This is a genomic window from Pseudomonas sp. MWU16-30323 (assembly GCF_020515595.1).
Classification (GTDB): domain Bacteria; phylum Pseudomonadota; class Gammaproteobacteria; order Pseudomonadales; family Pseudomonadaceae; genus Aquipseudomonas; species Aquipseudomonas yamanorum.
The window spans coordinates 235837-261313 of the sequence record NZ_JAIWYM010000002.1; the positions used below are offsets into that span (position 1 = coordinate 235837).

The following is a 25477-nucleotide window of genomic DNA, read 5'->3' on the forward strand; positions in this document are numbered from 1 at the left end:
GCTCAAGCCAAACCCGCCTCCACCAACAACGCCTCCAACCCCATCAAGTCCGGCACCTTCGCCACATGCTCTCCCACCTGCACCGCCGCCAGTTCCAGCGGGCACAATGGCACGTCCACATAACTCAACTGGCTATCGAGCTTGTACGAGCGCGGAATCCCCTGGATCACCAACGCAATAAACTTCAACGTCGGCCGTCCGCCCAAGGTGTTCAGCACCACAATCCGTGCCCGCTCCCCCACCACGCCCGACTCGCCACACGCGGCCTCAAAGCTGATCAACGGCAACTGCCGATCCCGCCAGGTGACTTGCCGCAGGTACCACGGCGGCGCGTCGCTGGCCGGTTCGCCGCGCTGGAAGTCGATCAACTCGGCCACGGCGACGTTGGGCAGCAACAGGTAGCGATCCGCCAAGGGCAGCAGCAAGCCGGTGAGTTGGGTAGCGCGGTGATCAAGCACGGGACTTGCTCCAGTAAGCGATGCTTTCCAGCAGCACCGACTCTTGATAAGGCTTGCCGAGGTAGTCGTTGACGCCAATCGCCATCGCACGATCACGGTGTTTTTGCCCGGTGCGGGAGGTGATCATGATGATGGGCATGCGCATCAACCGTGGGTCGTCACGCACCTGGATGGCCACTTCGAAGCCGTCCATGCGTGGCATTTCAATGTCGAGCAGCATCAGGTCCGGCGTGTGTTCTTCCAGCACGGCCATGGCGTCGATGCCGTCCTTGGCGGTGAGGACGTTCATGCCGTTGCGCTCCAGCAGGCGGCTGGTGACTTTGCGTACGGTGACCGAGTCGTCCACCACCAGCACCAGCAACGGGCGCTTTTTCAGGGGGTCGTTGAGGGTCAACGGTGCATCGGCTGCCTGGGCCGGCAACGCCGGTGGCCGCGCGCGGATATGCGCCAGCAGGTCGATGATCAGCACCACGCGACCATCGCCGAGGATGGTTGCACCCGACAGGCCCTTCACCCCGGCAAATTGCGGCCCCAGGCCCTTGACCACGATCTCCCGCGTCCCGGCCATGGCATCCACCTGCACCGCCACGCGCCGTTCGTTGCACTGCACCAGCAGCACCGGCAGTGGCTGGTACTGGCCCAGCAGGTTCGGGCGGCCGACGGTGTGCAGCAGGTCGCCAAGGTAGAACAGTTCGTAGCGCTGGCCGGCGTACTCGTAACGCGGCGGATTCAGCTGATAGTGCCCCTCCAGCTCATGGGGCATGACCCGCACCAGGCCTTCGATGGTGTTCAGCGGGATCGCGTATTGATCGTCCGCGCACTGCACCATCAACGCCTGGTTGACCGACACGGTGAACGGCAGGCGAATGCGAAAGTGCACCCCCTCCCCCGGCGTCGAATCGATGACCATCGAGCCGCCCAACTGGCGCACTTCTTCATGCACCACGTCCATGCCCACGCCACGCCCGGAAATCTGGGTGATTTTTTCGGCGGTGGAAAACCCCGGTTGCAGGATGAACTGCAGCACGTCGCGGTCGCTGATTTCCAGGTTGGGGTCGAGCAAGCCACGCTTGATCGCCTTGCGCCGCACGGCTTCAAGCGGCACGCCGGCGCCGTCGTCGCGCATGTCGAAAACGATGTCGCCGCCTTCGTGGGTCAGGTCCAGGGTGATCCGGCCTTTCTCGGGTTTACCGGCCAGCAATCGCGCATCGCGGGATTCCAGGCCATGGTCGACGGCGTTGCGCAGCATATGCTCCAGCGGCGCGACCATGCGCTCCAGCACGTTGCGGTCCATCTCGCCTTCGGCGTTGCCGACGATGAATTCCACATCCTTGCCCAGCTCGCCCGCCACTTGCCGCACGATGCGCTTGAGCCGTGGCAGCATGCGTTCGAAGGGCACCATGCGCGTGCGCATCAGGCCTTCTTGCAGCTCGGTGTTGATACGCGCCTGTTGCTGCAAAAGGTTGTGGGCGTCCTGGTTGCGACGCTCGAGGGTTTCCTTGAGGTCGAGCAGGTCGGAGGCGGACTCGAACAGGGCCCGGGACAGTTGTTGCAGTTGGGAATGGCGGTCCATTTCCAGCGGGTCGAATTCTTCGTAGCCCAGGCGTTCGGCCTCCGCCTGCTGTCGGCTGAGGATACGGCCCTGGGTCTCGGTGTCGAGCCGACGCAGTTGGTCGCGCATGCGCTCGATGGTGGTTTCCACTTCGTTGAGGGCAATGCGCGCATCGTTGACCTGCTGCTCGATGCGCCCACGGAAGATAGAAGTCTCACCGGCCAGGTTGACCAGGTCATCCAGCAAGTCGGCAGAGATCTTCACCATGTCAGCGGCCGGATCACTGGCCGGCGCCGCGTCGGTTTTGGTCGCCGCCAAGGCGACTGGTGCGGCGGTCACTTCAGCCGGATGCACCAGGCTTTTGATCCGCTCGATCAGCAGATCCACCGAGCCCACCGGCATACCCGCCGCCACTGCATCGATCATCTGCGCCAGGCGGTCGTGGCAGCCTTGCAGCAACCCGAAGAGTTCCGCCGAGGGCGCCAGCAAACCTGCCGACAAGCCTTCGTAGAGAAATTCCAGCTCATGGGCCAGGTCGCCAATCGGGCCGATCTCGACCATACGCGCGCCGCCCTTGAGGGTGTGCAGGTCCCGCAGCAGGGTCTCGACTTCCTGGCGATTTTTCGGCTCGGCCTGCCAGCGCAACAGCGCGGCGCCGGAGCTGTCGAGGATGTCGGCGGCTTCTTCGAGAAAGATATCCAGCAGCTCGGGATCACTGCCCGCCGTCTCGACTTCGGCGGCTGCGGCAGGCGCCGCTTGTCCGGTGCCGTGGCGCAACTCACGCAAGTGGCTGATCAGCTCGGTGGAGTCGCTCAGCAGTTGTTGGTGTTGCAGTTGCTCAAGCAGTAGCGCCAGTCGCTCATGACCGGCCATCAACACGTTCGCCAACTCGCTGGAATAGCTGTAGCGACGGTCGACCAGGCCTTCGTAAAGGTTTTCCAACTCAAGGGCCAAGTCGCCCACCGCACCGATTTCCGCCATGCGCGCGCCACCCTTGAGGGTGTGCAAATCCCGTTGCAACGATGAGAGGGGGGCAGCGTTATCCGGGTCCAGCAGCCAGCGCTTGAGGGACTGGCCGGCGCTGTCGAGGATGTCCACCGCCTCTTCAAGAAATATCTCGACGATCTCATCGTCTACCGCAAAACCTTGGTCCAGCTGCGCCGTGGCGGCGCCCAGTTCGGAGATGCTCAGCGCGCGGCTGCCATCGGTTTTGATCAGCCCGGTGGCGGACGGGTCGAGGCCTTCATCCAGCAGCTCGCGCAGGGCTCGAACCCGTGCCGGCGCCGCGCTGATTTCCTGGCCGGCGGCCAGTTGGTCGAGCATGTTGATCAGGGCTTCGTGGGCCTGTTCCGCCTCGTGGAAGAAGCGTTCGCTGACCGCCAGGCTGCTTTCCTCCACCGCACCGTAGAGGTCGAGCAAGGCTTCGCACAATTCATCCATCGGGTGCAGGTCGGCCAGGTGCGCGCCTTCGCCGAGGGTGGTCAGTTCGTCCAGCAGCGCGCTCAGTTCCTGGCGTTCGCCGGGGTGCTGTTGCCAGCGGCGCAACAGGCTTTCAGCATCCAGCAGGATGTCCATGCCCTGGGCCAGGAAGTTGGTGATCAACTGCGGGTCGCGCTTGATGCGCAGCCCAGTGCTGGGTGCATTCAGCAGGGCTTCGAGCTGGCTGTTCAGCAGGTTTTGCGTGCGTTCGATCAAGGCTGCTGCGCCGTTGATGGGCGCGTGGGGATCACTGTCCAACTGGCGCACACCACGCTGGAACAACGCCTCGGCCTCCAGCAGCAATTCGATTTCATCCAGGTCCAGCGGCAGGCGATGGGCCTTGTATTCGCGGGTCAGGTGATCCAGCGGCCGCGCCAGTTCGGCGATGGGCAACACGCCGGCCATGTAGGCGCTGCCCTTGAGGGTATGCAGCGCCCGTTGCAGTTCATCGCTGACCTGCAGCGGCAGGTGCTCGGTGGCCTGTTGCAGGAAATGGTTGAGGCTGTCGAGGTGGCTCTGGGCTTCGTTGCGGAAGATTTCCAGCAACTGCGGGTCCAGGGTGGCCGGGTCGGTGGCCGAAGGCTCGACCCCGCTGGCCAAGGCATGCGCCCGCGCCGCCAGTTCGTCTACGTCGTCGCGCTGGCGCTGGGCATCGTCGGCGAAATCGGTAATCAGCTCAGGCAGCAATTCCAGCACGTCATCCAGCACCGCTTGCACATCAGGGCCCGGCGCGACGCTGCGTTCCAGCACGCGGTTGAGCAGGTTTTCCACGGCCCAGGCCAGCTCCGCCAACACCAGGGCACGCACCATGCGGCCACTGCCTTTCAAGGTGTGGAAGGCGCGGCGCATTTCGCTCAGGGTGGCCTTGTCTGCCAGGCTCGCAGTACCCGCAGGTACGTAGCGGTGCAGCACGTCGAGGACTTCGGCGGTTTCTTCGAGGAAGACTTCCCGCAGTTCGTCGTCGATGGGCTCCTCGCCGGCAGGCGGTGGCAGCAGGCTGCCTGGGCGTTGGAGGGCCGGCGGGTTGAGGCGCGAGGTGGGGCTGGCCAGCGCATCCGCGAGAAACGGGGTCTGTTCCGCCGGCGCATCATCCTGGGCCAGCAGTGCCTGGCGCCACGGCTTCTCGGCCGGCAAATAGCCCAGCGCTGCCAGGCCTTCGGCGGCGACTTCCAGCACCCGTTCGCCTGGGGCGTCGTGGTCCTGAAGCATGCGCTCCAGGTAGTACTCGAGGCTGGTGAGCACATCGGCAAAATGCTCGAGCTGCGCCTCGGAAGGCGCGGCCTCACTGACCATCAATTGCTCGTTGACGTAATCGTTGCAGCCGCGCATCAGGCTCGCCGCACGGGGCAGCGGAATCATCGCCAGCGCACCGCGCACCTGGGTCAGCAACTCGGGCAGTGACTCCAGGCGCTGGCGGTCCCAATGGGCCTCGATGCAGTCGATCACCAGCTCTTTGGCCTGGGTCAGGCACTGGCAGGATTCGCGGATCACCAGGTGGTGGATCTGCGTCAGGTCGGTGGTGGGCAGGCGGCTTTCTTCCCGGCGTTCCGGCTCGACCGTGCCGACCATCCCCGCCAACGTCGCTTCGACGTAGAGCAAGGCGCCGGCGACGTCCATCAACACCGCGTCGTTGGGCTCGCGCTGACCCTGGGCCAGGCCGAGCACCACCGCCAATTGGTCGATGATCACTTTGCGCGGCTGGCCGAAACCCAATACCGCCAGGGTATCGGCGATCTGCCGCAAGGGCGCCAGCAACGCCTCAAGGTCCGAGGCGTGCTGGCGGTCGCTGCGGACGAACAGGTCCAGGCGCTCCTTGACCCGTACCAACTCCTCGCATAACGCGCCGAGCACCGAGCCCATCGCGTCGCGGTCCGGGCCGGCCAGGCGGGCACGTTCGGCGTCTACCACGGCGCTGTCGGGCAGGGCTTCATCGAGGCCATAACGTTCTTTCAAACTTTGCATCCGTGGAGTCGGTCGGGTGACTTTGGCGACGTAGAACAACAGGCTCTTGAGCAACTCATCCGGGGCCGGGGTGTTGATGCCGTTGATGCCCTGGGTCAGCAGGCGCTTGAGTGGCTTGTCGCAGGCCTTGAGCAAACTGCGCAACGCCGGGCTGTTGGCGACCACGCCAATGAGCATGCCTTCCACCAGCGCCGAGGTCACCTGCCACAACGGTAACAGCGGTGCACCATGGCACAGGGCTTCGAGGCGGGCGAACACCCGCGCCATGTCTTCCAGGTTGCTGGGGCCGTGGTCTTCGCGCAGCAAGCCGACCAACGCCTGTTGCAGCATCTGCCGCCACTGACGCAGCAGCTCGGGAAAATCCTCCGGCGAGCGCTGGGCCAATGCGTCCTCGGGCAGCGGCGGGATCACCAGCAGTTGCGGGCTGAACAGGCTGGTTTCCGAGAGCAGGCTTTCACCGCGCACGCTGCGCAGGTCGTTGAGCAGCGGCAGCACCACCAGGGGCAGGTCGCGCCGGGCGCTGTGCACGCGGTCGAGGTACAGCGGCAGTTGGCCAAGGCCCTGTTGCAGCAGGCGAATGCCTTCGTCGCGCTGGCTGACCCGAGCGCATTGCAGGGCGAGGGCCAGTTGCTCCATTTCTTCGGCGAACAGGGCTGCGCCGTAAAACTCGACCATCAGCAAACTGCCATGGACCTGATGGATGCATTCCAGGCATTGGCCGATGGCCTCGCTGCTGCCTTCTTCAACATAGGCGTCCAGCGCCGAACGGGCCTGTTTCAGGGTTTCGGCAATTTCGCCCTTGACCCATTCGAGGGCCACGTAGTCGTGCCGATCAACCATAACCGCTCCCGTCTGAATTCATTTGTCGCTTTGTGAATGACGACTCCAAGGACCATGGAGATCGAATGTGGGAGCTGGCTTGCCTGCGATGCCGGTGCATCAGTTTGCATCTTCGGCACTGACACACCGCTATCGCAGGCAAGCCAGCTCCCACAAGGATTCGGTGGTGCCTGACAGATAGCATTTCACTCATCCACCTGCCGTGCCGCCGGCAAGGTGAACCCCGACACCGACCGCCGCAACTGACTGGCCATTTTTGCCAGGTTGCCGATGCTCTCGGCAGTGGCCGTAGAGCCCGACGAAGTCTGAGTGGTGATCTGTTGAATCACGTTCATCGTCAGGGAAATCTGCCCCGCCGACGACGTCTGCTGCTGCGCCGCGTTGGAGATACTCTGGATCAACGCCGCCAGGGTTTTCGACACGCCTTCGATCTCTTCCAGCGCCACCCCGGCGTCCTGGGCCAGCCGCGCACCGCGCACCACTTCGGTGGTGGTCTGCTCCATGGAAATCACGGCTTCGTTGGTGTCCGTCTGGATCGCTCGCACCAGGGTTTCGATCTGCCGCGTCGCCGCCGAAGAGCGCTCAGCCAGGCGCTGTACCTCATCGGCCACCACCGCAAAACCACGCCCGGCATCACCGGCCATGCTCGCCTGGATCGCGGCGTTGAGCGCGAGGATGTTGGTCTGCTCGGCGATGTCATCGATCAGGCTGACGATGTCGCCAATCTCCTGGGACGATTCCCCCAGGCGCTTGATGCGCTTGGCGGTGTCCTGGATCTGTTCGCGGATGTTGTCCATGCCGTGGATGGTGTTGTGCACCACCTCATTGCCCTTGTTGGCAATCTCTACCGAACGCTCGGCCACGGCCGACGATTCGGCGGCGTTGGCCGATACCTGGTCGATGGACTGGGCCATCTGGTTGATCGCCGTGGACGCTTCGGCGATCTGCTGCGCCTGGTGCTCCGACGCTTGGGCCAGGTGCATGGCGGTGGCCTGGGTGTCCTGCACCGCGCCGGCCACCTGGCCGGCGGTGAGGTTGATGGTCGCCACCAGGTCGCGCAGCTGGTCCACGGAATAGTTGATGGAGTCGGCGATGGTGCCGGTGAAGTCTTCGGTGACCGAGGCGGTGACGGTCAGGTCGCCGTCGGCCAGGTCTTCAATCTCGTCCAGCAGGCGCATGATCGCGTTCTGGTTGCGCTCGTTCTTCTCGGCGGTCTCCCGCAACTGGCGGTTGGTCTCGCGGACCATCACCAGGCCGATCAGGATGATCGAGGCCAGCGCCAGCAAGCCCAGCACGTAGCCGCCGATGGTGTCGAAGGTGCGCCCGTCCGCCAGGTTTTCAAAACCGGTGGCCAGGTGCGAGGCTTCGTCCAGCAGGGTTTGCGACAGGTTGAAAATATTGCTCGCCGAGGCGCGTACCTGGAACAGCTGCGGCGAAGTCTCGAGGATTTCATCCACGGAGCCGGAGACGAATTCGAACAGCTCGGAAATTTCCGCCAACCGGGCGCGGGCGTCGTGGTCTTCAACCTGGGTAATACGCAGCCCGGGATTGCCGTTGAGCATGCCGTTGAGCACCACGCCGAAACGGTTGGCATCGCGGCCAAAGGCATCGGCGGCCTGCACGGCGGTTTCGTCGCCCGCCAGCACAGTGTTCACCGCACCGAGGATGCGTTCGGCCAGCAACGATTGGCGCTGGGCCAACGCCACCTGGCTGGCCGGAGCACCGCGCTGCAGGAGGATATCGACGACCTTTTCCGACTCCATCTGCAATTGCGGAACGGTTTCCGCCAGGGTCGCAGCCACTTGATGCAGTGACAGCACCGTTTGCTCGCTGGCCAGAATCGCATCGGCGTTTTTCAGCAGCGCTTCCCAGTCGGTCTGCACGGCGCGCATTTCTGCACGCACGGCGGTGGGTGCGGCGGGCAGACCGGTGGCCGGGTCGCCTTTTTTCAGGTAACCCCAGCGCTGGGCAAAGTCATTGCGCGCATCCCCCAGCAGCTTGAACGCAGCGGCCTTGCCGGCGGCGGCCTCGGTGGCGTTCTTGGCGATGCGCTGGGATAGCACCCGCAGCTCCCCGGCGTGGCCGATGTACTGTTTGTCGTAGGTGGACTGGGTATTGAGGTACGCGAAGTTGGCGAACAGCAGCATGATGAATACGATCAGCGCGATAAACAGCACGATGATCTGCGAGCGGCTGCGGGACGCTTCCTGGGGTTTGGCGGGGGTAACGGTACTCATGCGGCAACATCCATGAAGCCTGGAGCCTGGGCCAGGGCGAAGGGGCTGAAGACCTGCCACAGCGGGTCGCCGTCGAACTGGCCCTGGATAAACGGCGCGCCGCCTGCGCTGCTCGTCGACAATGCGTCTTGTGCGAAATGCTGCATGCCCACCACCTCGTCCACCAACAGGCCGACAAACACGTCCTGATATTCCACCACCAGCACCCGCCGTTGTTTGCGCGCCACCGACAGCTCAAGGCCGAGGAACCCGCCCAAATCCATCACCGGCAGCAAGCGCCCGCGCAGGTTGGCCACGCCCTTGACCCACGGCTTGACCCCGGGCATCAAGGTGCAGCGCGGTTCGTGCAGCACTTCCGCGACTTCACCCATGGGCGCCACGTACCAGTGTTCACCCAGGCGAAACCCGATCCCGCTCCAACTGTGCAGCCGGGTTTCCTGGGACGGCAGGTCGGCGGCCAGCAAACGGCAGCGGCGGTCGATGTCCAGCAGCAGCTCGAAGGCGGTTTGCGACTCGGTCATGGGAACGTGCCGTCAGCCGGCCAGCACCTTGTTCAGGGTGGCGATCAGGGTTTCTTCGTCCACGGGCTTGGTCAGGTAATCCTTGGCGCCCTGGCGCTCGCCCCAAACCTTGTCAGTTGGCTGGTCCTTGGTGGTGATGATAATCACCGGGATGTGGTTGGTATCGGCATCCTTGCTCAGTTGCCGTGTGGCCTGGAAACCGTTGAGGCCGGGCATGACGATATCCATAAGCACGGCGTCAGGCTTTTCCTGTCGGGCAAGCGCGACGCCATCGGCACCGTTCTCCGCCTTGAGAACCGAGTGACCATGTTTTTCCAGCATACCGGTCAGTTTGTACATTTCAGTCGGCGAATCGTCGACGATCAGAACACGTGCCATGGTTATCCCCACTTCTTTAGTAGACGCAAGCCCTCGTGGGGCCCTCGTCAGTGTGCTTGTTCTACTGCGGCGAAGCCCGGTACATAGGCCTTGATCGCGCTCAGCAGTTCTTCCTTGCTGAAAGGCTTGGTCAAAAACTGATCAGAACCGACGATGCGCCCCTTGGCCTTGTCGAACAGACCATCCTTGGAGGACAACATGATCACCGGGATCGACTTGAACGCCGGGTTGTTCTTCACCAGCGCGCAGGTCTGATAGCCATCCAGGCGCGGCATCATGATGTCGACAAAGATAATGTGCGGGTGATGGTCAACAATCTTGGCCAGGGCATCGAAACCGTCGATGGCCGTGATGACGTCGCACCCTACGTTCTTCAACAGCGTTTCGGCCGTGCGGCGAATCGTTTTCGAATCGTCGATCACCATCACTTTCAAGGCGTTGGAATGCTGTTCCATATCTGCTCTACCATCGCCACAGCGAATAGGTTTTCGGTGTGTACTGCCTGATGTTGCACAGGTCGAGCGCCAAAAGCCTCGGAATTCAAGGGCTGATGTGCCATGGCAGCCTTTTTAGCACAGTCTCAGAACGCAATCTATCGGCCGACCCGCGTGGTGGTTTTTCCTTGACCCACAACAGCCGCAGCGCCACTCTGACGCCACTTTTATGCGCCCTTATTTGCTAGAGGAAATCCCCCATGAGCGTTCGCGTCGGCATTGTCATGGACCCTATCGCCAGCATCTCCTATAAAAAGGATAGCTCGCTGGCCATGCTGCTGGCCGCACAGGCCCGCGGCTGGAGCCTGTTCTATATGGAGCAGCCGGACCTTTACCAGGGCGACGGTGAAGCGCGGGCGCGGATGCGCCCACTGCAGGTGTTTGCCAACCCTGAGAAGTGGTTCGAACTGCAAGACGAAATCGACAGCCCCCTGAGCGACCTCGACGTGATCCTGATGCGCAAGGATCCGCCGTTCGACATGGAGTTCGTCTACTCCACCTACCTGCTGGAGCAGGCCGAGCGCGCGGGCGTGCTGATCGTCAACAAGCCCCAGAGCCTGCGCGACTGCAATGAAAAGCTGTTCGCTACCTTGTTCCCACAGTGCACGCCGCCCACCGTGGTCAGCCGTCGCGCCGATGTGCTGCGTGAATTCGCTGCCAAGCACGGTGATGTGATCCTCAAGCCGCTGGACGGCATGGGCGGCACCTCGATCTTCCGCCATCGTGCGGGCGACCCGAACCTGTCGGTGATCCTGGAAACCCTGACCGCGCTGGGCACCCAGCAGATCATGGGCCAGGCCTACATTCCGGCAATCAAGGACGGCGACAAGCGCATCCTGATGATCGATGGCGAGCCGGTGCCTTATTGCCTGGCGCGCATACCGGCGGCCGGCGAGACCCGTGGCAACCTGGCAGCCGGCGGTAGGGGGGAAGCCCGCCCGCTGACGGACAAGGACCGCTGGATTGCCGCCCAAGTCGGCCCAACCCTGCGCGAAAAGGGCCTACTGTTTGTAGGACTGGACGTAATTGGCGAGAACCTCACCGAAATCAACGTCACCAGTCCGACCTGTATTCGCGAGATCGACACTGCATTTGGCACGAACATCGGCGAAATGCTGATGGCGGCCATTGCCTCCAAGCTACAAGCCAAGTGACATAGAACAGCCGGACACAAACCAACATTGCGTTATCATGCGCCACCTGTGAAACGCGCGATGTTGGTTTTCTTGTCATGACGCTCCCGCCCGATCTGCCCCCCGAACTCTCCTACAGCGGCGTGCGCCCGGCTGATCGGCTCGGATTTACCCTGTTTCTCGCGGCGTTGATTCACCTGGCGTTGATCCTCGGCCTGGGCTTCACCTTTGCCGAACCCAAGCAGATCACCAAGACCCTGGAAATCACCCTCGCCACCTTCAAAAGTGAAAAGAAGCCGGAGAAGGCTGATTTTCTCGCCCAGGACAACCAGCAAGGCAGCGGCACCCTCGACAAGAAGGCCGTGCCCAAGACCACCGAAGTGGCGCCGTTCCAGGACAACAAGGTCAATAAGGTCACGCCACCGCCAGCGCCCAAGCCGGAGGTGAAACAGGCTGCACCCAAGGCCGCTGTCACTACCGTCGCACCCAAACCGCAAAAAGCCCCGACCCAGCGCGAAAAGGCCAAGACCGAACCCACGCCCGCCCCGCCGGCCCCGACGTTTGACAGCTCGCAACTCTCCAGTGAAATCTCCAGCCTGGAAGCCGAACTGGCCCACGAACAACAGCTGTACGCCAAGCGCCCGCGGATCTACCGCCTGAATGCTGCCTCCACCATGCGCGACAAAGGCGCCTGGTATAAGGACGAGTGGCGCAAGAAGGTCGAGCGCATCGGCAACCTGAACTACCCGGACGAAGCCCGCCGCCAGCAGATCTACGGCAATTTGCGACTGCTGGTGTCGATCAACCGCGATGGCACCTTGTACGAAGTGCAGGTGCTGGAGTCCTCCGGCCAACCGCTGCTGGACCAGGCAGCGCAACGTATCGTGCGCCTGGCGGCGCCTTTTGCGCCGTTTACCGGGGACTTGAGTGACATTGACCGCCTGGAAATCATTCGCACCTGGCGCTTTGCCAAAGGTGATCGGCTGTCGAGCAATTGACGCTGACGGTGATTTCCTGCGCATCCTCAGCTTGTCAGTTCGCCCCTCCAACGCCACACTAGCGGACATGAAAAATGTCAGCCCGACCTACCTCAAGCACCAATTCCTGATCGCCATGCCCCATATGGCCGACCCGAACTTTGCGCAGACCTTGACCTACATCGTCGAGCACACCGCCAATGGTGCGATGGGGTTGGTGGTCAACCGCCCGCAAGACCTGAACCTGGCCGATATCCTCGAGCAACTGCGCCCGGACATCGACCCGCCCGCCAACTGCCAGCACGTACCGATCTACATCGGCGGGCCAGTGCAGACTGACCGGGGTTTTGTGCTGCACCCTACCGGGCCGAAATTCCAGGCGACCGTGGACCTTGAAGGGCTGTCGCTTTCCACGTCCCAGGATGTGTTGTTCGCCATCGCCGACGGCATCGGGCCTGATCAAAGTGTGATCACCCTGGGCTACGCCGGCTGGGAAGCCGGGCAACTGGAGGCCGAGCTGGCGAGCAATGCCTGGCTGACCTGCCCGTTTGACGCCGACATCCTGTTCAACACCCCCAGCGAACTGCGCCTGGAAGCCGCCGCCGCCAAGCTGCGGATCAACCTCAGCCTGCTGACCAGCCAGGCGGGGCACGCCTGATGGCCTTGCGTCTGATCCTCGGTTTTGACTACGGCACCAAACAGATCGGCGTAGCGGTCGGCCAGGTGATCACCGGCCAGGCCCGCGAGCTGTGCACCTTGAAAGCCCAGAACGGCGTGCCGGACTGGAACCAGGTCGAAGCCCTGATCAAGGAATGGAAGCCCGATGCCGTCGTGGTCGGCCTGCCCCTGAACATGGACGGCACCCCGAGCGAGATGTGCCTGCGGGCCGAAAAGTTTGCCCGCCGCCTGAATGGCCGCTACAACCTGCCCTTCTATACCCACGACGAACGCCTGACCACCTTTGAAGCCAAGGGCGAGCGCCGCGACCGTGGCGGGCAGAAAGGCAGTTACCGCGACAACCCGGTGGATGCCATCGCTGCGGCCCTGCTGTTGCAGGGCTGGCTGGATGAAAACACTGCTTTATTTGAATCCTGACTGACGCGGCTTGCCGCGTCTTCTTACGTTTGAGCCCGGACCTTGCCGGCACCCCGCCGCGCAAGGCCTTGAAGGAGCCACCATGAGCCTGCCCAATCCCGCCGACCTGATCAGCCAGATGGCGATCCGCCTCAAGGCGCACCTGGAACACCGTGCCATCAGCGAGCCGCGTTTTATCGGCATTCGTACCGGTGGCGTGTGGGTGGCCCAGGCGCTCTTGGAAGAACTGGGCAGCGACTCGCCCCTGGGCACTCTGGACGTGTCTTTCTACCGTGACGACTTCAGCCAGAACGGCTTGCACCCGCAAGTGCGCCCTTCGGCCCTGCCGTTCGAGATCGAAGGCCAGCACCTGGTGCTGATCGATGACGTCCTGATGAGCGGTCGTACCATCCGCGCCGCTCTGAACGAACTGTTCGACTACGGCCGCCCGGCCAGCGTGACGCTGGTCTGCCTGCTGGACCTGGACGCCGGCGAATTGCCGATCAGCCCGGACGTGGTTGGCGCTACCCTGTCCCTGGAAGCCCACCAGCGGGTAAAATTGTCCGGTCCCACGCCGCTCGAACTCGAACTGCAAGACCTTGCCCTTTAAACCGCCTTGTAAAGAGTCCCCGCGATGACGCCTCTAGATGCCAAGCGCCCGCTGCAGCTCAATGCTCAGGGCCAGCTGCAACACTTCCTGTCCCTCGACGGCTTGCCCCGCGAACTACTCACCGAAATCCTCGACACGGCCGACTCGTTCCTCGAAGTCGGCGGCCGGGCGGTGAAAAAAGTCCCGTTGCTGCGCGGCAAGACTATCTGCAACGTGTTCTTCGAGAACTCGACCCGCACCCGCACCACCTTTGAGCTGGCGGCCCAGCGCCTGTCGGCCGACGTGATCACCCTGAACGTGTCCACCTCGTCGGCGAGCAAGGGCGAAACCCTGCTCGACACCCTGCGCAACCTGGAAGCCATGGCCGCCGACATGTTCGTGGTGCGCCACGGCGACTCCGGTGCTGCGCACTTCATTGCCGAGCACGTGTGCCCGAATGTGGCGATCATCAACGGCGGCGACGGCCGTCACGCCCACCCGACCCAGGGCATGCTCGACATGCTGACGATCCGTCGGCACAAGGGCAGCTTTGAAAACCTCTCGGTGGCCATCGTCGGCGACATCCTGCACTCGCGGGTTGCGCGCTCGAACATGCTGGCCCTCAAAGCCCTGGGTTGTCCGGACATCCGCGTGATCGCCCCCAAAACCCTGCTGCCGGTCGGCATCGAGCAGTACGGCGTGAAGGTCTACACCGACATGACCGAAGGCCTGAAGGATGTGGACGTGGTGATCATGCTGCGCCTGCAGCGCGAGCGCATGGCGGGCGGGCTGTTGCCGAGCGAGGGCGAGTTCTATCGCCTGTTCGGCCTGACCACCGCGCGCCTGGCCGGCGCCAAGCCGGACGCCATCGTGATGCACCCGGGGCCGATCAACCGTGGCGTGGAGATTGAGTCGGCAGTGGCCGACGGCCCGCAGTCGGTGATTCTCAACCAGGTGACCTACGGCATCGCCGTCCGCATGGCCGTGTTGTCCATGGCCATGAGCGGGCAAACCGCACAACGTCAATTCGAGCAGGAGAACGCCCAGTGAAGCTCAGCATTCTCGGCGCCCGAGTCATTGATCCGGCCAGCGGCCTGGATCAAGTCACCGATCTGCACCTGGAAGCCGGCAAGATCATTGCCATCGGCGCCGCACCCGCAGGCTTCAGCGCCAGCGAAACCATTGAAGCCAAAGGCCTGATCGCCGCGCCCGGGCTGGTGGACCTGAACGTCGCCCTGCGCGAGCCGGGTTACAGCCGCAAGGGCAACATCACCAGCGAAACCCGCGCCGCCGCGGCCGGTGGCGTCACCAGCCTGTGCTGCCCACCCCACACCAAGCCGGTGCTGGACACCTCGGCCGTGACCGAGCTGATCCTCGACCGCGCCCGTGAAGCCGGCAACTGCAAAGTGTTCCCCATCGGCGCCCTGAGCAAAGGCCTGGACGGCGAACAACTGGCCGAGCTGATCGCCTTGCGCGACGCCGGCTGCGTGGCCTTTGGCAACGGCCTGGAGAGCTTTCGCAGCACCCGCACCCTGTGCCGCGCCCTGGAATATGCAGCGACCTTCGACCTGACGGTGATTTTCCACTCCCAGGACCGCGACCTGGCCGAAGGCGGCCTGGCCCACGAAGGCGCCACCGCCAGTTTCCTCGGCCTGCCGGGCATCCCGGAAACCGCCGAGACCGTGGCCCTGGCCCGGGACCTGCTGCTGGTGGAGCAAAGCGGCGTGCGCGCGCACTTCAGCCAGTTGACCAGCGCTCGGGGCGTGGCCCTGATCGCTCAGGCCCAGGCTCGCGGTTTGCCGGTGACGGCGGATGTGGCGTTGTACCAGCTGATTTTGACGGACGAGGCGCTGATCGACTTCTCCAGCCTGTATCACGTGCAGCCCCCCCTGCGTACTCGCGCTGACCGTGACGGTTTGCGGGCGGCGGTGAAGTCCGGGGTGGTTTCGGCGATTTCCAGCCATCACCAACCCCACGAGCGGGACGCCAAGCTGGCGCCGTTCGGCGCGACAGAGCCGGGCATCAGCAGTGTCGAGCTGCTGCTGCCGCTGGCGATGACGTTGGTGGAGGATGGCTTGCTGGACCTGCCGACGCTGCTGGCGCGTCTCAGTGCGGGCCCTGCCGAGGCCCTGCGCCTGCCGGCGGGCAAGTTGGCAGTGGGTTCGGCGGCGGACCTGGTGCTGTTTGATCCGGCCAGCTCCACGATTGCCGGGGAGCACTGGCTGTCCAAGGGCGAGAACTGCCCGTTCATCGGCCATAGCCTGCCGGCGACTGTGCGCTACACCTTGGTGGATGGGCGGATCAGCTACCAGGCTTAAATCCGATCCAGAGTGGGCACAGTCAGTGTGGGAGCTGGCTTGCCTGCGATGCGGGCACCTCGGTGTATCTGATGCACCGAGGTGACGCTATCGCGGGCAAGCCCGGCTCCCCCATTGACCGTGCCCACATGGGATTTGTGTGAGGCTTAACGACCGCCGTTGCGCTCGGCATTGCGGATCGAAACCTGCGTATTCAGCGTCCAGAAGTCATACAGCACGCCAATCAGGAACAAGCCCCCAGTCAGCAAGTAAATGATCCCGCTGATCCATTTGCCCTGATACATGCGGTGCAACCCGAACACACCCAGGAACGCCAACAGGATCCAGGCCACGTTGTATTCAATCGGCCCGGCCGTAAATCGCAGGTCCGCTTCCCGGTCCATTGCCGGAATCAGGAACAAGTCGATCAGCCAGCCAATCCCGAACAAACCGAAGGTGAAAAACCAGATCGTCCCGGTCACCGGCTTGCCGTAATAAAAGCGGTGAGCACCGGTAAAACCGAAAATCCAGAGCAGGTAACCGATCACCTTGCTGTGGGTGTCTTGTTGCGAAACATCCTGTCGATAGGTGTTCATGGAGTACCTCTTTTGCCTCGATAGATAAATTTTTTCATTTTCTTTGTGACTTTTTTACGGGCGCCCGACGCACGGCAAATGGTATCTTCCTTCCCGCAAAGCCTTATGCCACCTGACCTGAGTAGGACAATAGCGGCAATTCGTCGCGTTTTTCCTGAATTTGACCCCAGGGTTCAGTCGACAAACGGCCTTAGAACGACACAAAAAGCTGTTATAAAGTTGCGCGCAAACCTAAAAGAGCCACGCCTAATGCGACCATTTTTCAAGACATGGCTAACCATTTGCCTATTAATGCCACTGGCCGCCCACGCCACCAATCGTGAGCAACGACTTCCCAACGTTAACGGTTTCACCCCTAAAGTTCACGCTACCACCAGCTCCGCCAAATCGGTAAAGCTGACCGTGAAACGCCCGACTCAACTGAGCAAGGCCCACGGTAAAACAGCGCCAGGGCTGATGGCCGTCAACACCAAGCAAAGCAGCAACGTCCTCAGCCGTGCCGTCAACGTGCTCGGTACCCCTTATCGTTGGGGCGGCAGCAGCCCAAGTAAAGGGTTCGACTGCAGTGGTTTGGTGAAATATGCGTTTAACGACGTAAAAGCCGTGGATTTGCCACGCACTTCCAACGCCATGGCCGCCGGCCACGGGCTGAAGGTTGAGCGCAAGGACTTGAAACCGGGTGACCTGCTGTTCTTCAAACTGAAGAGCCGCCAGGTGAACCACGTTGCCATTTACCTGGGCAACGACCGTTTTATCCACGCACCGCGCCGTGGCAAGTCCGTGAGCATCGACACCCTGAAGAAGCCGTTCTGGGACAAGAACTACGTGATTGCCAAGCGTGTCCTGCCTAAAGAACAGAACAATCTGCGGATTGTGCAGCGCTGATACCCGGCTGACTTGGGAGCGGGCTTGCTGTGGTGACCGGGCTTGTGTGGGAGCTGGCTTGCCTGCGATAGCATCACTGCGGTGTGACTGATACACCGGGGTGCCTGCATCGCGGGCAAGCCCAGCTCCCACATAAGCCAGTCCTGCATTAAATATTCATCGTCCAAGCGATCTCAAATATCCCCAGGCACCCTCGCTTTCTCCCGGGCATGTTCCCGGCTGATCAGCCCTTGGCTGACCAATGCCTTCAAGCTCATATCCAGTGTTGTCATCCCCAGCGACCCACCCGTCTGGATCGCCGAATACATCTGCGCCACCTTGTCCTCGCGGATCAGGTTACGAATTGCCGGCGTGCCGAGCATGATTTCGTGAGCCGCCACCCGCCCGCCGCCGACTTTCTTCACCAGCACCTGAGACACCACCGCCTGCAATGACTCCGAGAGCATCGAGCGGACCATGGCCTTTTCCCCTGCCGGAAACACATCCACCACCCGATCCACGCTTTTAGCCGCCGACGTGGTGTGCAACGTGCCAAACACCAGGTGCCCGGTTTCCGCCGCCGTCAGTGCGAGCCGAATGGTTTCCAGGTCCCGCAGCTCGCCCACCAGAATCACATCCGGGTCCTCCCGCAATGCCGAACGCAGGGCGGTCGAGAAGCTGTGGGTGTCGCGATGCACCTGCCGCTGGCTGATCAGGGCATTTTTCGGTTGATGGATAAACTCGATCGGGTCTTCAAGGGTGAGGATGTGCTGGCGACGATGGGTGTTGAGGTAATCGATCATCGCCGCCAGGGTCGTGGACTTGCCGGAACCGGTCGGCCCGGTGACCAGCACCAGCCCTCGGGGCAGGTCCGCGATGCGCCGGAACACCTCGCCCAACCCCAGGCCCTCCAGGCTCCGCACCGTGGACGGAATGGTCCGAAACACCGCGCCCATGCCCCGGTGCTGCCGGAACACATTCACCCGAAACCGCGCCACCTCGGGCAACTCGAAGGCAAAATCCGTTTCAAGAGATGTTTCGAAATCCTTTTGCTGATGATTGTTCAGCAAAGGGTGGAGTAACTCCGCCACTTGCGTAGGCTCAAGCACCGGCCAATCGAGGGGCCAGACTTCGCCATCCACTCGCAACATCGGCGCCAACCCGGCCGACAAATGCAGGTCTGAGGCCCGCAGGCGTACGCCGGCAGCCAGCAATTCAGTGATATCCATAGGGCTTTCCATTTCCAGTAGAATGCCGCGGACTCCATATCCACGGGCGCAACTTGAATGTCGACCATAGCAGACAACATCAGCCTGGTTTCCCAGCGGATCCGAACTGCGGCCCAAGCCTCGCAGCGCGACGCAGGCAGCGTGCACCTGCTGGCCGTGAGCAAGACCAAACCCGCACAAGCCATACGCGAGGCCTATGCCGCCGGGATGCGTGATTTTGGCGAGAATTACCTGCAGGAAGCCCTGGGCAAACAGACCGAATTAACCGACCTGCCCTTGAGTTGGCACTTCATCGGCCCCATTCAATCGAACAAGACTCGTGCGATCGCCGAGAACTTCGCTTGGGTGCATTCCGTGGACCGCCTGAAAATCGCACAACGCCTGTCCGAGCAACGCCCGGCTGACCTGCCGCCGCTGAATATCTGCATCCAGGTCAACGTCAGTGGCGAAGCCAGCAAGTCCGGCTGTACACCCGCCGACCTGCCCGCCCTGGCCGAAGCCATCAGCGCCCTGCCGCGCCTGAAGCTGCGTGGCTTGATGGCGATCCCCGAGCCAACCGACGACCGTGCAGAGCAGGACGCAGCCTTCGCCACCGTACGCGACCTGCAAGCGAGCCTGAACCTGGGGCTCGATACACTTTCCATGGGCATGAGCCACGACCTTGAGTCGGCCATTGCCCAAGGGGCCACCTGGGTGCGGATCGGTACCGCCCTGTTTGGCGCCCGCGACTACGGCCAGCCGTGAAATGGCTGACTTCCATCTGAATAAGGACCTGTCATGAGCAACACGCGTATTGCCTTTATCGGCGCCGGCAACATGGCGGCCAGCCTGATCGGCGGCCTGCGGGCTAAGGGCCTGGAAGCACAACAGATTCGCGCCAGCGACCCGGGCGCCGACACCCGCGCCCGCGTCAGCGCCGAGCACGGCATCGACACCTTCGCCGACAACGCAGAAGCCATTGAAGGCGTTGACGTGGTGGTGCTGGCGGTTAAGCCACAAGCCATGAAAGCCGTGTGCGAAAGCCTGCGCCCAAGCCTCAAGCCCCATCAACTGGTGGTGTCCATCGCCGCGGGCATCACCTGCGCCAGCATGACCCACTGGCTCGGCGCCCAGCCGATTGTGCGATGCATGCCCAACACCCCGGCGCTGCTGCGCAAGGGTGTGAGCGGCTTGTACGCCACGTCCGAAGTCACTGCCCAACAGCGTGATCAGGCACAAGAGCTGCTGTCCGCCGTGGGTATCGCCGTGTGGCTGGAGCAAGAGCAGCAACTGGACGCTGTCACCGCCGTGTCCGGCAGCGGCCCGGCCTACTTCTTCCTGCTGATCGAGGCCATGACCGCCGCCGGCGTGAAACTCGGCCTGCCACAGGAAGTCGCCGAGCAATTGGCCGAGCAAACCGCACTGGGTGCCGCGCAGATGGCTGTGACCAGTGATGTCGACGCCGCCGAGCTGCGCCGTCGCGTGACCTCGCCGGGCGGTACTACCCAAGCGGCAATCGAATCGTTCCAGGCCGGGGGCTTTGAAGCCCTGGTGGAAAAAGCTCTGGGTGCCGCAGCACATCGTTCGGCCGAAATGGCCGAGCAGCTGGGCAAATAGTCGTCCCCCACATAGGAATTAAACATGCTCGGAATCAATGACGCTGCCATTTTCATCATCCAGACCCTGGGCAGCCTGTACCTGCTGATCGTGCTGATGCGTTTTATCCTGCAACTGGTGCGGGCGAACTTCTACAACCCGCTGTGCCAGTTCGTGGTGAAGGCCACGCAGCCGCTGCTCAAGCCACTGCGCCGGGTAATCCCGAGTATGTTCGGCCTGGACATGTCCTCGCTGGTGCTGGCGCTGCTGCTGCAGATCCTGCTGTTCGCGGTCATCCTGCTGCTCAACGGCTACCAGGCCACCACGCTGCTGTTGCTGCCGTGGGCCTTGATCGGGATTTTCTCGCTGTTTTTGAAGATCATTTTCTGGTCGATGATCATCAGCGTGATCCTGTCCTGGGTCGCTCCAGGCAGCCGCAGCCCTGGCGCAGAGTTGGTGGGGCAGATCACTGAACCGGTGCTGGCGCCTTTCCGTCGCCTGATACCCAACCTGGGTGGCCTGGATATCTCGCCGATCTTCGCGTTTATCGCCATTCAGCTGTTGCAAAGCTGGGTGATTCCGCGCCTGGCTTTCTACGCATTCATGCCCAAAGAACTGTTCGGTCTGATCTGACAACACTGTGGCGAGGGAGCTTGCTCCCGCTGGGCTGCGCAGCCGCCCCAAAAAGGCCGACCGCGTTGCATCTGCGAAATCGCGGCAGCCGGGCCGGGACCGCTTCGCGCTCCAGCGGGAGCAAGCTCCCTCGCCACAAAAAGCCTTAAAAACACCGGCAGCAGGCCTTCGCTTGCCGCTGGGTGCAGCGGTCTTTAGACTTACGCCTCATTTAAACGAGAGCAGGGTCGATGCCAACTGCCTTCCCCCCCGATTCTGTTGGACTGGTCGTGCCCCAAGTGGCGCACTTCAGCGAACCGCTGGCCCTGGCCTGCGGCCGTTCGCTGCCCGCCTACGACCTGATCTATGAAACCTACGGCCAACTGAACGCCACGGGCAGCAATGCCGTGCTGATCTGCCACGCCCTGTCCGGCCATCACCACGCGGCTGGGTTCCACAGCATGGACGAGCGCAAGCCCGGCTGGTGGGACAGCTGCATCGGCCCCGGCAAACCGATCGACACCAACAAGTTCTTCGTGGTCAGCCTGAACAACCTCGGCGGCTGCAACGGCTCCACCGGCCCCAGCAGCCTCAACCCGGAAACCGGCAAGCCGTTTGGCGCGGATTTCCCGGTACTGACCGTGGAAGACTGGGTGCACAGCCAGGCGCGCCTGGCCGACGTACTGGGCATCGCCCAATGGGCCGCCGTGATCGGCGGCAGCCTGGGCGGCATGCAGGCCCTGCAATGGACCATCACCTACCCGGACCGCGTGCGCCATTGCCTGGCCATCGCCTCGGCCCCCAAGCTGTCGGCGCAGAACATCGCCTTCAACGAAGTGGCGCGCCAGGCGATCCTCACCGACCCGGAGTTCCACGGCGGTTCGTTCCAGGAAGCCGGTGTGATCCCCAAGCGCGGGCTGATGCTCGCGCGCATGGTCGGGCACATCACCTACCTGTCGGATGACTCCATGGGCGAGAAATTCGGCCGTGGCCTCAAGAGCGAGAAGCTCAACTACGACTTCCACAGCGTCGAGTTCCAGGTCGAGAGCTACCTGCGTTATCAGGGTGAGGAGTTTTCCGGGCGTTTCGACGCCAACACCTACCTGCTGATGACCAAGGCCCTGGACTACTTCGACCCGGCGGCGAACTTCGACGACGACCTGGCGCGCACCTTCGAGGCGGCCACCGCCAAGTTCTGCGTGATGTCGTTCACCACCGACTGGCGCTTCTCCCCGGCCCGCTCGCGAGAACTGGTGGATGCGCTGATGGCCGCCAAGAAAGACGTCTGCTACCTGGAGATCGATGCACCGCAAGGCCACGATGCCTTTCTGATCCCGATCCCGCGTTACTTGCAGGCCTTTAGCAACTACATGAACCGAATAGCACTGTGAGAACGCCATGAGAGCCGACCTGGAAATCATCCAAGACTGGATCCCCGCCGGCAGCCGCGTGCTCGACCTGGGTTGCGGCGATGGCGAACTGCTGAGCTGGCTGCGCGACAACAAGCAAGTCACCGGCTATGGCCTGGAAAACGACCCGGACAACATCGCCCAGTGCGTGGCCAAGGGCATCAATGTGATCGAGCAGGACCTGGACAAGGGCCTCGGCAACTTTGCCAGCAACAGCTTCGACATCGTGGTCATGACCCAGGCGCTGCAAGCCGTGCACTACCCCGACCGGATCCTCGACGAAATGCTGCGGGTCGGCCGCCAGTGCATCATCACCTTCCCCAATTTCGGCCACTGGCGCTGCCGTTGGTACCTGGCCACCAAGGGCCGCATGCCGGTGTCGGATTTCCTGCCCTACACTTGGTACAACACGCCCAACATCCACTTCTGCACCTTCGAAGACTTCGAAGCGCTGTGCAGCGAGCGCGAAGCCAAAGTCATCAACCGCCTTGCGGTCGATCAACAGCACCGTCACGGCTGGGCGAGTAAGCTATGGCCCAACCTGCTGGGTGAGATCGGGATCTACCGGGTCAGCAGCCCGGGCCTGACGGACCACCAGATTGCCGTCTAACCATTTTCAAGGAGGACGAACATGAGTCGTTTGGCTACTTTTTTACTCACCGCGTGTCTGAGCGTCAGCGCTATGGCGGCGGATGTTATCGACGGTAATCGCCAGAAAGAATTCGGCGATATCACGGTGCACTACAACACCCTGACCACCAGTTTCCTGACACCGGAAATGGCCCAGGAAGCCGGGATCGTACGCAGCAAAGAGCTGGGCATGATCAATGTGTTCGTGAACAAGGGCGTCGAATCGATAGACGCCACCGTCACCGGCACCATCAAAGACCTGAGCGGCAAGAGCGAGATGCTGACGTTCAAGAAAATCACCCAGAAAGGTTCTACGCTTTACGTCGCCCAGTACCCGGTGCCGCAGCAGGAAACCAAGATTTTCACCATCAACGTTGAAACCGGTGGCAAAGCCCACGGTTTCAGTTTCAACCAGGAACTGTTTCCGGCCGAATGATGAACCTCACACAACTCGTACTGGCCAGCCATAACGCCGGCAAGCTCAAAGAACTCCAGGCCATGCTCGGCAACTCGGTGCAACTGCGCTCGATTGGCGAGTTCAGCCAGGTAGAGCCGGAAGAGACCGGCCTGTCGTTTGTCGAGAATGCCATCCTGAAGGCCCGCAATGCCGCGCGCATTTCCGGCCTGCCGGCACTGGCCGATGATTCGGGCTTGGCCGTGGACTTCCTCGGTGGCGCCCCGGGCATCTACTCGGCGCGTTACGCCGACGGCAAAGGCGACGCGGCCAACAACGCCAAGCTGCTCGACGCCCTCAAGGACGTGCCCGACGCGATGCGCGGCGCACAGTTCGTCTGCGTACTGGCCCTGGTGCGTCACGCCGATGATCCACTGCCAATCCTCTGTGAAGGCCTGTGGCACGGGCGCATCCTGCACGCGGCCAGCGGCGAGCACGGGTTTGGCTACGACCCGCTGTTCTGGGTGCCGGAGCGCAATGTCTCCAGTGCCGAACTGAGCCCGGCCGACAAGAACCAGATCAGCCACCGCGCCCGCGCAATGGATTTGCTGCGCCAGCGTCTGGGCCTGAAATGACCCAGAACACCTCCGCGCAGCCACTGATCCTCGGTGGCGCGCAAACACCTCGGGCGGCCCTGCCCCACCTGCCGCCCCTGGCGCTGTATATCCACATCCCGTGGTGCGTGCGCAAATGCCCTTATTGCGACTTCAACTCCCACACCGCCAGCAAGGTGCTGCCGGAAGAAGAGTATGTCGACGCATTGCTGGCGGACCTCGATCAGGACCTGCACGCGGTGTATGGCCGTGAGCTGAGTTCGATCTTCTTCGGCGGCGGCACCCCGAGCCTGTTCAGCGCCGCGGCGCTGGGCCGGTTGCTCAAGGGCGTAGAGGCGCGCATCCCGTTTGCCAGCGACATCGAGATCACCCTGGAAGCCAACCCCGGGACCTTCGAGCAAGAAAAGTTCGTGGCGTACCGCAAGCTGGGGATCAATCGGCTGTCGATTGGTATCCAGAGTTTCCAGCAGGAAAAACTCGAAGCCCTGGGCCGTATCCACAACGGTGACGAAGCCGTGCGTGCCGCCGGGATGGCGCGCCAGGCCGGGTTCGACAACTTCAACCTGGACTTGATGCACGGCTTGCCCGATCAGTCCCTGGACGACGCCCTGAACGACCTGCGCCAGGCCATTGCCCTCAAGCCCACACACCTGTCCTGGTATCAACTGACCCTGGAACCCAACACCGTGTTCTGGAACCAGCCGCCCGTGCTGCCGGAAGACGACACCCTGTGGGACATCCAGGAAGCCGGCCAGGCGCTGCTCGCCGAACACGGTTACGCCCAGTACGAAGTCTCGGCCTACGCCCAACCGGGCCGGCCGGCGCGGCATAACCTGAACTACTGGAGCTTTGGCGACTTTATCGGCATCGGCGCCGGTGCCCACGGCAAACTCAGCCATCCAGACGGGCGCATCGTGCGCACCTGGAAAACCCGGGCGCCGAAGGACTACCTCAACCCGGCGAAGAACTACCAGGCCGGCGCGAAAGAACTGACCAACGAAGAGTTACCGTTCGAGTTCCTGATGAACGCCCTGCGCCTCACCGACGGCGTCGAAGCCAGGCTTTATGCCGAGCGCACCGGCCTTGAGCTGGCGAGCCTCGATGAAGCCCGCCGCGAGGCAGAACAAAGTGGCTTAATGCAGGTCGAACCGTCACGCCTGGCGGCCACCGACCGCGGGCAACTCTTTCTCAATGACCTGCTGCAGAAGTTTTTGAGCTGATTGCTCTTAAGGAAATCGAATGGACCTGGTACTCGACCTGCTCGCCACCGTATCCCGCTGGAGCCGTAGCAACCTGTCGGAAATCTCCCTGGCGTTGGTAGGCTGCCTGCTGGTGCTGTTTGGCGCCGACATCAAGGGCTGGGTCGAAGCACGACTGGGCAGCATCGCGGGCGCGTTGCGCGTACCGCTGATGGCGCTGGTGTGCATGATCGGCAGCGGTGCTGCGCTGATTTATGCCACGCCGTGGATTGTTCGCGGGTTGAGCCAGTTCAACAACTACAGCCTGGCACCGGTGTTGTTGGTGGTGCTGGTGTTGATTGGGGTGGTGGCGGATCGCCGCTGA

25 protein-coding genes are annotated in these 25477 nt (G+C 62.6%); 17 read left to right on the top strand and 8 right to left on the bottom strand.

Going from position 1 to position 25477, the window contains the following annotated elements; all coding sequences use genetic code 11:
* Positions 1-2: 2 nt before the first annotated feature.
* From LIY45_RS04015 to pilG, 6 genes are all read right to left on the bottom strand, one after another.
* Positions 3-458, bottom strand: coding sequence for a chemotaxis protein CheW (locus LIY45_RS04015; protein WP_017476508.1), 456 nt, complete (start codon positions 456-458; stop codon positions 3-5).
* A complete protein-coding gene (locus LIY45_RS04020; RefSeq protein ID WP_226475447.1) occupies positions 451-6291 on the bottom strand; it encodes an Hpt domain-containing protein in 5841 nt (1946 codons plus the stop codon). The genes LIY45_RS04015 and LIY45_RS04020 overlap by 8 nt, the downstream gene beginning before the upstream one ends.
* A 185-nt stretch (positions 6292-6476) precedes the next feature.
* Positions 6477-8528 (bottom strand): methyl-accepting chemotaxis protein, encoded by a 2052-nt coding sequence (locus LIY45_RS04025; protein ID WP_226475448.1) that lies wholly within the window; start codon positions 8526-8528, stop codon positions 6477-6479.
* The gene (locus tag LIY45_RS04030; RefSeq protein WP_226475449.1) at positions 8525-9049 is read right to left on the bottom strand and encodes a chemotaxis protein CheW; all 525 of its coding nucleotides are present in this window, start codon (positions 9047-9049) and stop codon (positions 8525-8527) included. Before LIY45_RS04030 ends, LIY45_RS04025 begins: the two co-directional genes overlap by 4 nt.
* 12 nt (positions 9050-9061) lie before the next feature.
* Positions 9062-9427, bottom strand: a complete 366-nt coding sequence (pilH, locus tag LIY45_RS04035; protein WP_226475450.1) for a twitching motility response regulator PilH — start codon at positions 9425-9427, stop codon at positions 9062-9064.
* A 47-nt stretch (positions 9428-9474) separates the two neighbouring features.
* Positions 9475-9882 carry a twitching motility response regulator PilG gene (gene pilG / locus LIY45_RS04040; RefSeq protein ID WP_003213736.1) on the bottom strand — a complete coding sequence of 136 codons (408 nt, stop codon included), beginning with the start codon at positions 9880-9882 and terminating at the stop codon, positions 9475-9477.
* Between the two features lie 239 nt (positions 9883-10121).
* Between pilG and gshB the strand changes: the two genes are divergently transcribed.
* From gshB to LIY45_RS04075, 7 genes are all read left to right on the top strand, one after another.
* On the top strand, positions 10122-11075 hold the full coding sequence (gene gshB / locus LIY45_RS04045) for a glutathione synthase (protein ID WP_226475451.1): 954 nt from the start codon (positions 10122-10124) through the stop codon (positions 11073-11075).
* 77 nt (positions 11076-11152) lie between these two features.
* Entirely contained in the window at positions 11153-12052 is a 900-nt protein-coding gene (locus LIY45_RS04050; RefSeq protein ID WP_226475452.1) for an energy transducer TonB, read from the top strand.
* 67 nt (positions 12053-12119) lie between these two features.
* The gene (locus LIY45_RS04055; RefSeq protein ID WP_063026519.1) at positions 12120-12689 is read left to right on the top strand and encodes a YqgE/AlgH family protein; all 570 of its coding nucleotides are present in this window, start codon (positions 12120-12122) and stop codon (positions 12687-12689) included.
* Positions 12689-13126, top strand: coding sequence for a Holliday junction resolvase RuvX (gene ruvX / locus LIY45_RS04060; protein ID WP_003213744.1), 438 nt, complete (start codon positions 12689-12691; stop codon positions 13124-13126). Before LIY45_RS04055 ends, ruvX begins: the two co-directional genes overlap by 1 nt.
* A gap of 82 nt (positions 13127-13208) precedes the next feature.
* Complete coding sequence (gene pyrR, locus LIY45_RS04065) at positions 13209-13715, top strand: bifunctional pyr operon transcriptional regulator/uracil phosphoribosyltransferase PyrR (RefSeq protein WP_167664095.1); 507 nt, start codon at positions 13209-13211, stop codon at positions 13713-13715.
* A gap of 24 nt (positions 13716-13739) precedes the next feature.
* Positions 13740-14744: an aspartate carbamoyltransferase catalytic subunit gene (locus tag LIY45_RS04070; RefSeq protein ID WP_017476516.1), complete on the top strand. Its 1005-nt coding sequence runs from the start codon at positions 13740-13742 to the stop codon at positions 14742-14744.
* Positions 14741-16012, top strand: a complete 1272-nt coding sequence (locus tag LIY45_RS04075; RefSeq protein ID WP_017476517.1) for a dihydroorotase — start codon at positions 14741-14743, stop codon at positions 16010-16012. Before LIY45_RS04070 ends, LIY45_RS04075 begins: the two co-directional genes overlap by 4 nt.
* A 146-nt stretch (positions 16013-16158) precedes the next feature.
* Here LIY45_RS04075 and LIY45_RS04080 read toward each other — a convergent pair whose 3' ends face one another.
* Positions 16159-16587: a TM2 domain-containing protein gene (locus LIY45_RS04080; protein ID WP_226475453.1), complete on the bottom strand. Its 429-nt coding sequence runs from the start codon at positions 16585-16587 to the stop codon at positions 16159-16161.
* A 249-nt stretch (positions 16588-16836) separates the two neighbouring features.
* Here LIY45_RS04080 and LIY45_RS04085 point away from each other — a divergent pair, with 249 nt between their 5' ends.
* Positions 16837-17472, top strand: a complete 636-nt coding sequence (locus LIY45_RS04085; protein WP_032868331.1) for a C40 family peptidase — start codon at positions 16837-16839, stop codon at positions 17470-17472.
* Between the two features lie 173 nt (positions 17473-17645).
* Here the strand turns inward: LIY45_RS04085 and LIY45_RS04090 are convergent, their stop codons facing one another.
* The gene (locus LIY45_RS04090) at positions 17646-18680 is read right to left on the bottom strand and encodes a type IV pilus twitching motility protein PilT (protein WP_226475454.1); all 1035 of its coding nucleotides are present in this window, start codon (positions 18678-18680) and stop codon (positions 17646-17648) included.
* A gap of 57 nt (positions 18681-18737) precedes the next feature.
* On the opposite strand from LIY45_RS04090, the gene LIY45_RS04095 reads away from it, so the two are divergent.
* From LIY45_RS04095 to LIY45_RS04135, 9 genes are all read left to right on the top strand, one after another.
* Positions 18738-19424 (top strand): YggS family pyridoxal phosphate-dependent enzyme, encoded by a 687-nt coding sequence (locus LIY45_RS04095; RefSeq protein WP_226475455.1) that lies wholly within the window; start codon positions 18738-18740, stop codon positions 19422-19424.
* A 33-nt stretch (positions 19425-19457) separates the two neighbouring features.
* The gene (proC, locus tag LIY45_RS04100; protein WP_226475456.1) at positions 19458-20276 is read left to right on the top strand and encodes a pyrroline-5-carboxylate reductase; all 819 of its coding nucleotides are present in this window, start codon (positions 19458-19460) and stop codon (positions 20274-20276) included.
* A 24-nt stretch (positions 20277-20300) separates the two neighbouring features.
* The gene (locus tag LIY45_RS04105; RefSeq protein WP_017476523.1) at positions 20301-20888 is read left to right on the top strand and encodes a YggT family protein; all 588 of its coding nucleotides are present in this window, start codon (positions 20301-20303) and stop codon (positions 20886-20888) included.
* Positions 20889-21118: 230 nt separating this feature from the next.
* A complete protein-coding gene (locus LIY45_RS04110) occupies positions 21119-22258 on the top strand; it encodes a homoserine O-acetyltransferase (protein ID WP_226475457.1) in 1140 nt (379 codons plus the stop codon).
* Positions 22259-22265: 7 nt separating this feature from the next.
* Positions 22266-22886, top strand: a complete 621-nt coding sequence (metW, locus tag LIY45_RS04115) for a methionine biosynthesis protein MetW (protein WP_076012994.1) — start codon at positions 22266-22268, stop codon at positions 22884-22886.
* 21 nt (positions 22887-22907) lie between these two features.
* Positions 22908-23342 (top strand): DUF4426 domain-containing protein, encoded by a 435-nt coding sequence (locus tag LIY45_RS04120; protein ID WP_017476526.1) that lies wholly within the window; start codon positions 22908-22910, stop codon positions 23340-23342.
* Positions 23339-23935, top strand: coding sequence for an RdgB/HAM1 family non-canonical purine NTP pyrophosphatase (gene rdgB, locus LIY45_RS04125; RefSeq protein WP_226475458.1), 597 nt, complete (start codon positions 23339-23341; stop codon positions 23933-23935). The genes LIY45_RS04120 and rdgB overlap by 4 nt, the downstream gene beginning before the upstream one ends.
* On the top strand, positions 23932-25134 hold the full coding sequence (gene hemW / locus LIY45_RS04130) for a radical SAM family heme chaperone HemW (RefSeq protein WP_226475459.1): 1203 nt from the start codon (positions 23932-23934) through the stop codon (positions 25132-25134). Before rdgB ends, hemW begins: the two co-directional genes overlap by 4 nt.
* 19 nt (positions 25135-25153) lie before the next feature.
* Positions 25154-25477, top strand: a complete 324-nt coding sequence (locus LIY45_RS04135) for a DUF3392 domain-containing protein (RefSeq protein ID WP_003213776.1) — start codon at positions 25154-25156, stop codon at positions 25475-25477.

Excerpts from the sequence above, each read along its gene's own strand:
- LIY45_RS04095 (WP_226475455.1), top strand. The coding sequence starts at position 18,738 with ATGTCGACCATAGCAGACAACATCAGCCTGGTTTCCCAGCGGATCCGA.
- LIY45_RS04050 (WP_226475452.1), top strand. The coding sequence starts at position 11,153 with ATGACGCTCCCGCCCGATCTGCCCCCCGAACTCTCCTACAGCGGCGTG.
- proC (WP_226475456.1), top strand. The coding sequence starts at position 19,458 with ATGAGCAACACGCGTATTGCCTTTATCGGCGCCGGCAACATGGCGGCC.
- pilG (WP_003213736.1), bottom strand. The coding sequence starts at position 9,882 with ATGGAACAGCATTCCAACGCCTTGAAAGTGATGGTGATCGACGATTCG.
- LIY45_RS04030 (WP_226475449.1), bottom strand. The coding sequence starts at position 9,049 with ATGACCGAGTCGCAAACCGCCTTCGAGCTGCTGCTGGACATCGACCGC.
- metW (WP_076012994.1), top strand. The coding sequence starts at position 22,266 with ATGAGAGCCGACCTGGAAATCATCCAAGACTGGATCCCCGCCGGCAGC.
- LIY45_RS04080 (WP_226475453.1), bottom strand. The coding sequence starts at position 16,587 with ATGAACACCTATCGACAGGATGTTTCGCAACAAGACACCCACAGCAAG.
- LIY45_RS04025 (WP_226475448.1), bottom strand. The coding sequence starts at position 8,528 with ATGAGTACCGTTACCCCCGCCAAACCCCAGGAAGCGTCCCGCAGCCGC.
- pilH (WP_226475450.1), bottom strand. The coding sequence starts at position 9,427 with ATGGCACGTGTTCTGATCGTCGACGATTCGCCGACTGAAATGTACAAA.
- LIY45_RS04085 (WP_032868331.1), top strand. The coding sequence starts at position 16,837 with ATGCGACCATTTTTCAAGACATGGCTAACCATTTGCCTATTAATGCCA.
- LIY45_RS04110 (WP_226475457.1), top strand. The coding sequence starts at position 21,119 with ATGCCAACTGCCTTCCCCCCCGATTCTGTTGGACTGGTCGTGCCCCAA.
- LIY45_RS04135 (WP_003213776.1), top strand. The coding sequence starts at position 25,154 with ATGGACCTGGTACTCGACCTGCTCGCCACCGTATCCCGCTGGAGCCGT.
- ruvX (WP_003213744.1), top strand. The coding sequence starts at position 12,689 with ATGGCCTTGCGTCTGATCCTCGGTTTTGACTACGGCACCAAACAGATC.
- gshB (WP_226475451.1), top strand. The coding sequence starts at position 10,122 with ATGAGCGTTCGCGTCGGCATTGTCATGGACCCTATCGCCAGCATCTCC.
- LIY45_RS04120 (WP_017476526.1), top strand. The coding sequence starts at position 22,908 with ATGAGTCGTTTGGCTACTTTTTTACTCACCGCGTGTCTGAGCGTCAGC.
- LIY45_RS04090 (WP_226475454.1), bottom strand. The coding sequence starts at position 18,680 with ATGGATATCACTGAATTGCTGGCTGCCGGCGTACGCCTGCGGGCCTCA.
- LIY45_RS04055 (WP_063026519.1), top strand. The coding sequence starts at position 12,120 with ATGAAAAATGTCAGCCCGACCTACCTCAAGCACCAATTCCTGATCGCC.
- LIY45_RS04020 (WP_226475447.1), bottom strand. The coding sequence starts at position 6,291 with ATGGTTGATCGGCACGACTACGTGGCCCTCGAATGGGTCAAGGGCGAA.
- LIY45_RS04070 (WP_017476516.1), top strand. The coding sequence starts at position 13,740 with ATGACGCCTCTAGATGCCAAGCGCCCGCTGCAGCTCAATGCTCAGGGC.
- rdgB (WP_226475458.1), top strand. The coding sequence starts at position 23,339 with ATGATGAACCTCACACAACTCGTACTGGCCAGCCATAACGCCGGCAAG.
- hemW (WP_226475459.1), top strand. The coding sequence starts at position 23,932 with ATGACCCAGAACACCTCCGCGCAGCCACTGATCCTCGGTGGCGCGCAA.
- LIY45_RS04105 (WP_017476523.1), top strand. The coding sequence starts at position 20,301 with ATGCTCGGAATCAATGACGCTGCCATTTTCATCATCCAGACCCTGGGC.
- pyrR (WP_167664095.1), top strand. The coding sequence starts at position 13,209 with ATGAGCCTGCCCAATCCCGCCGACCTGATCAGCCAGATGGCGATCCGC.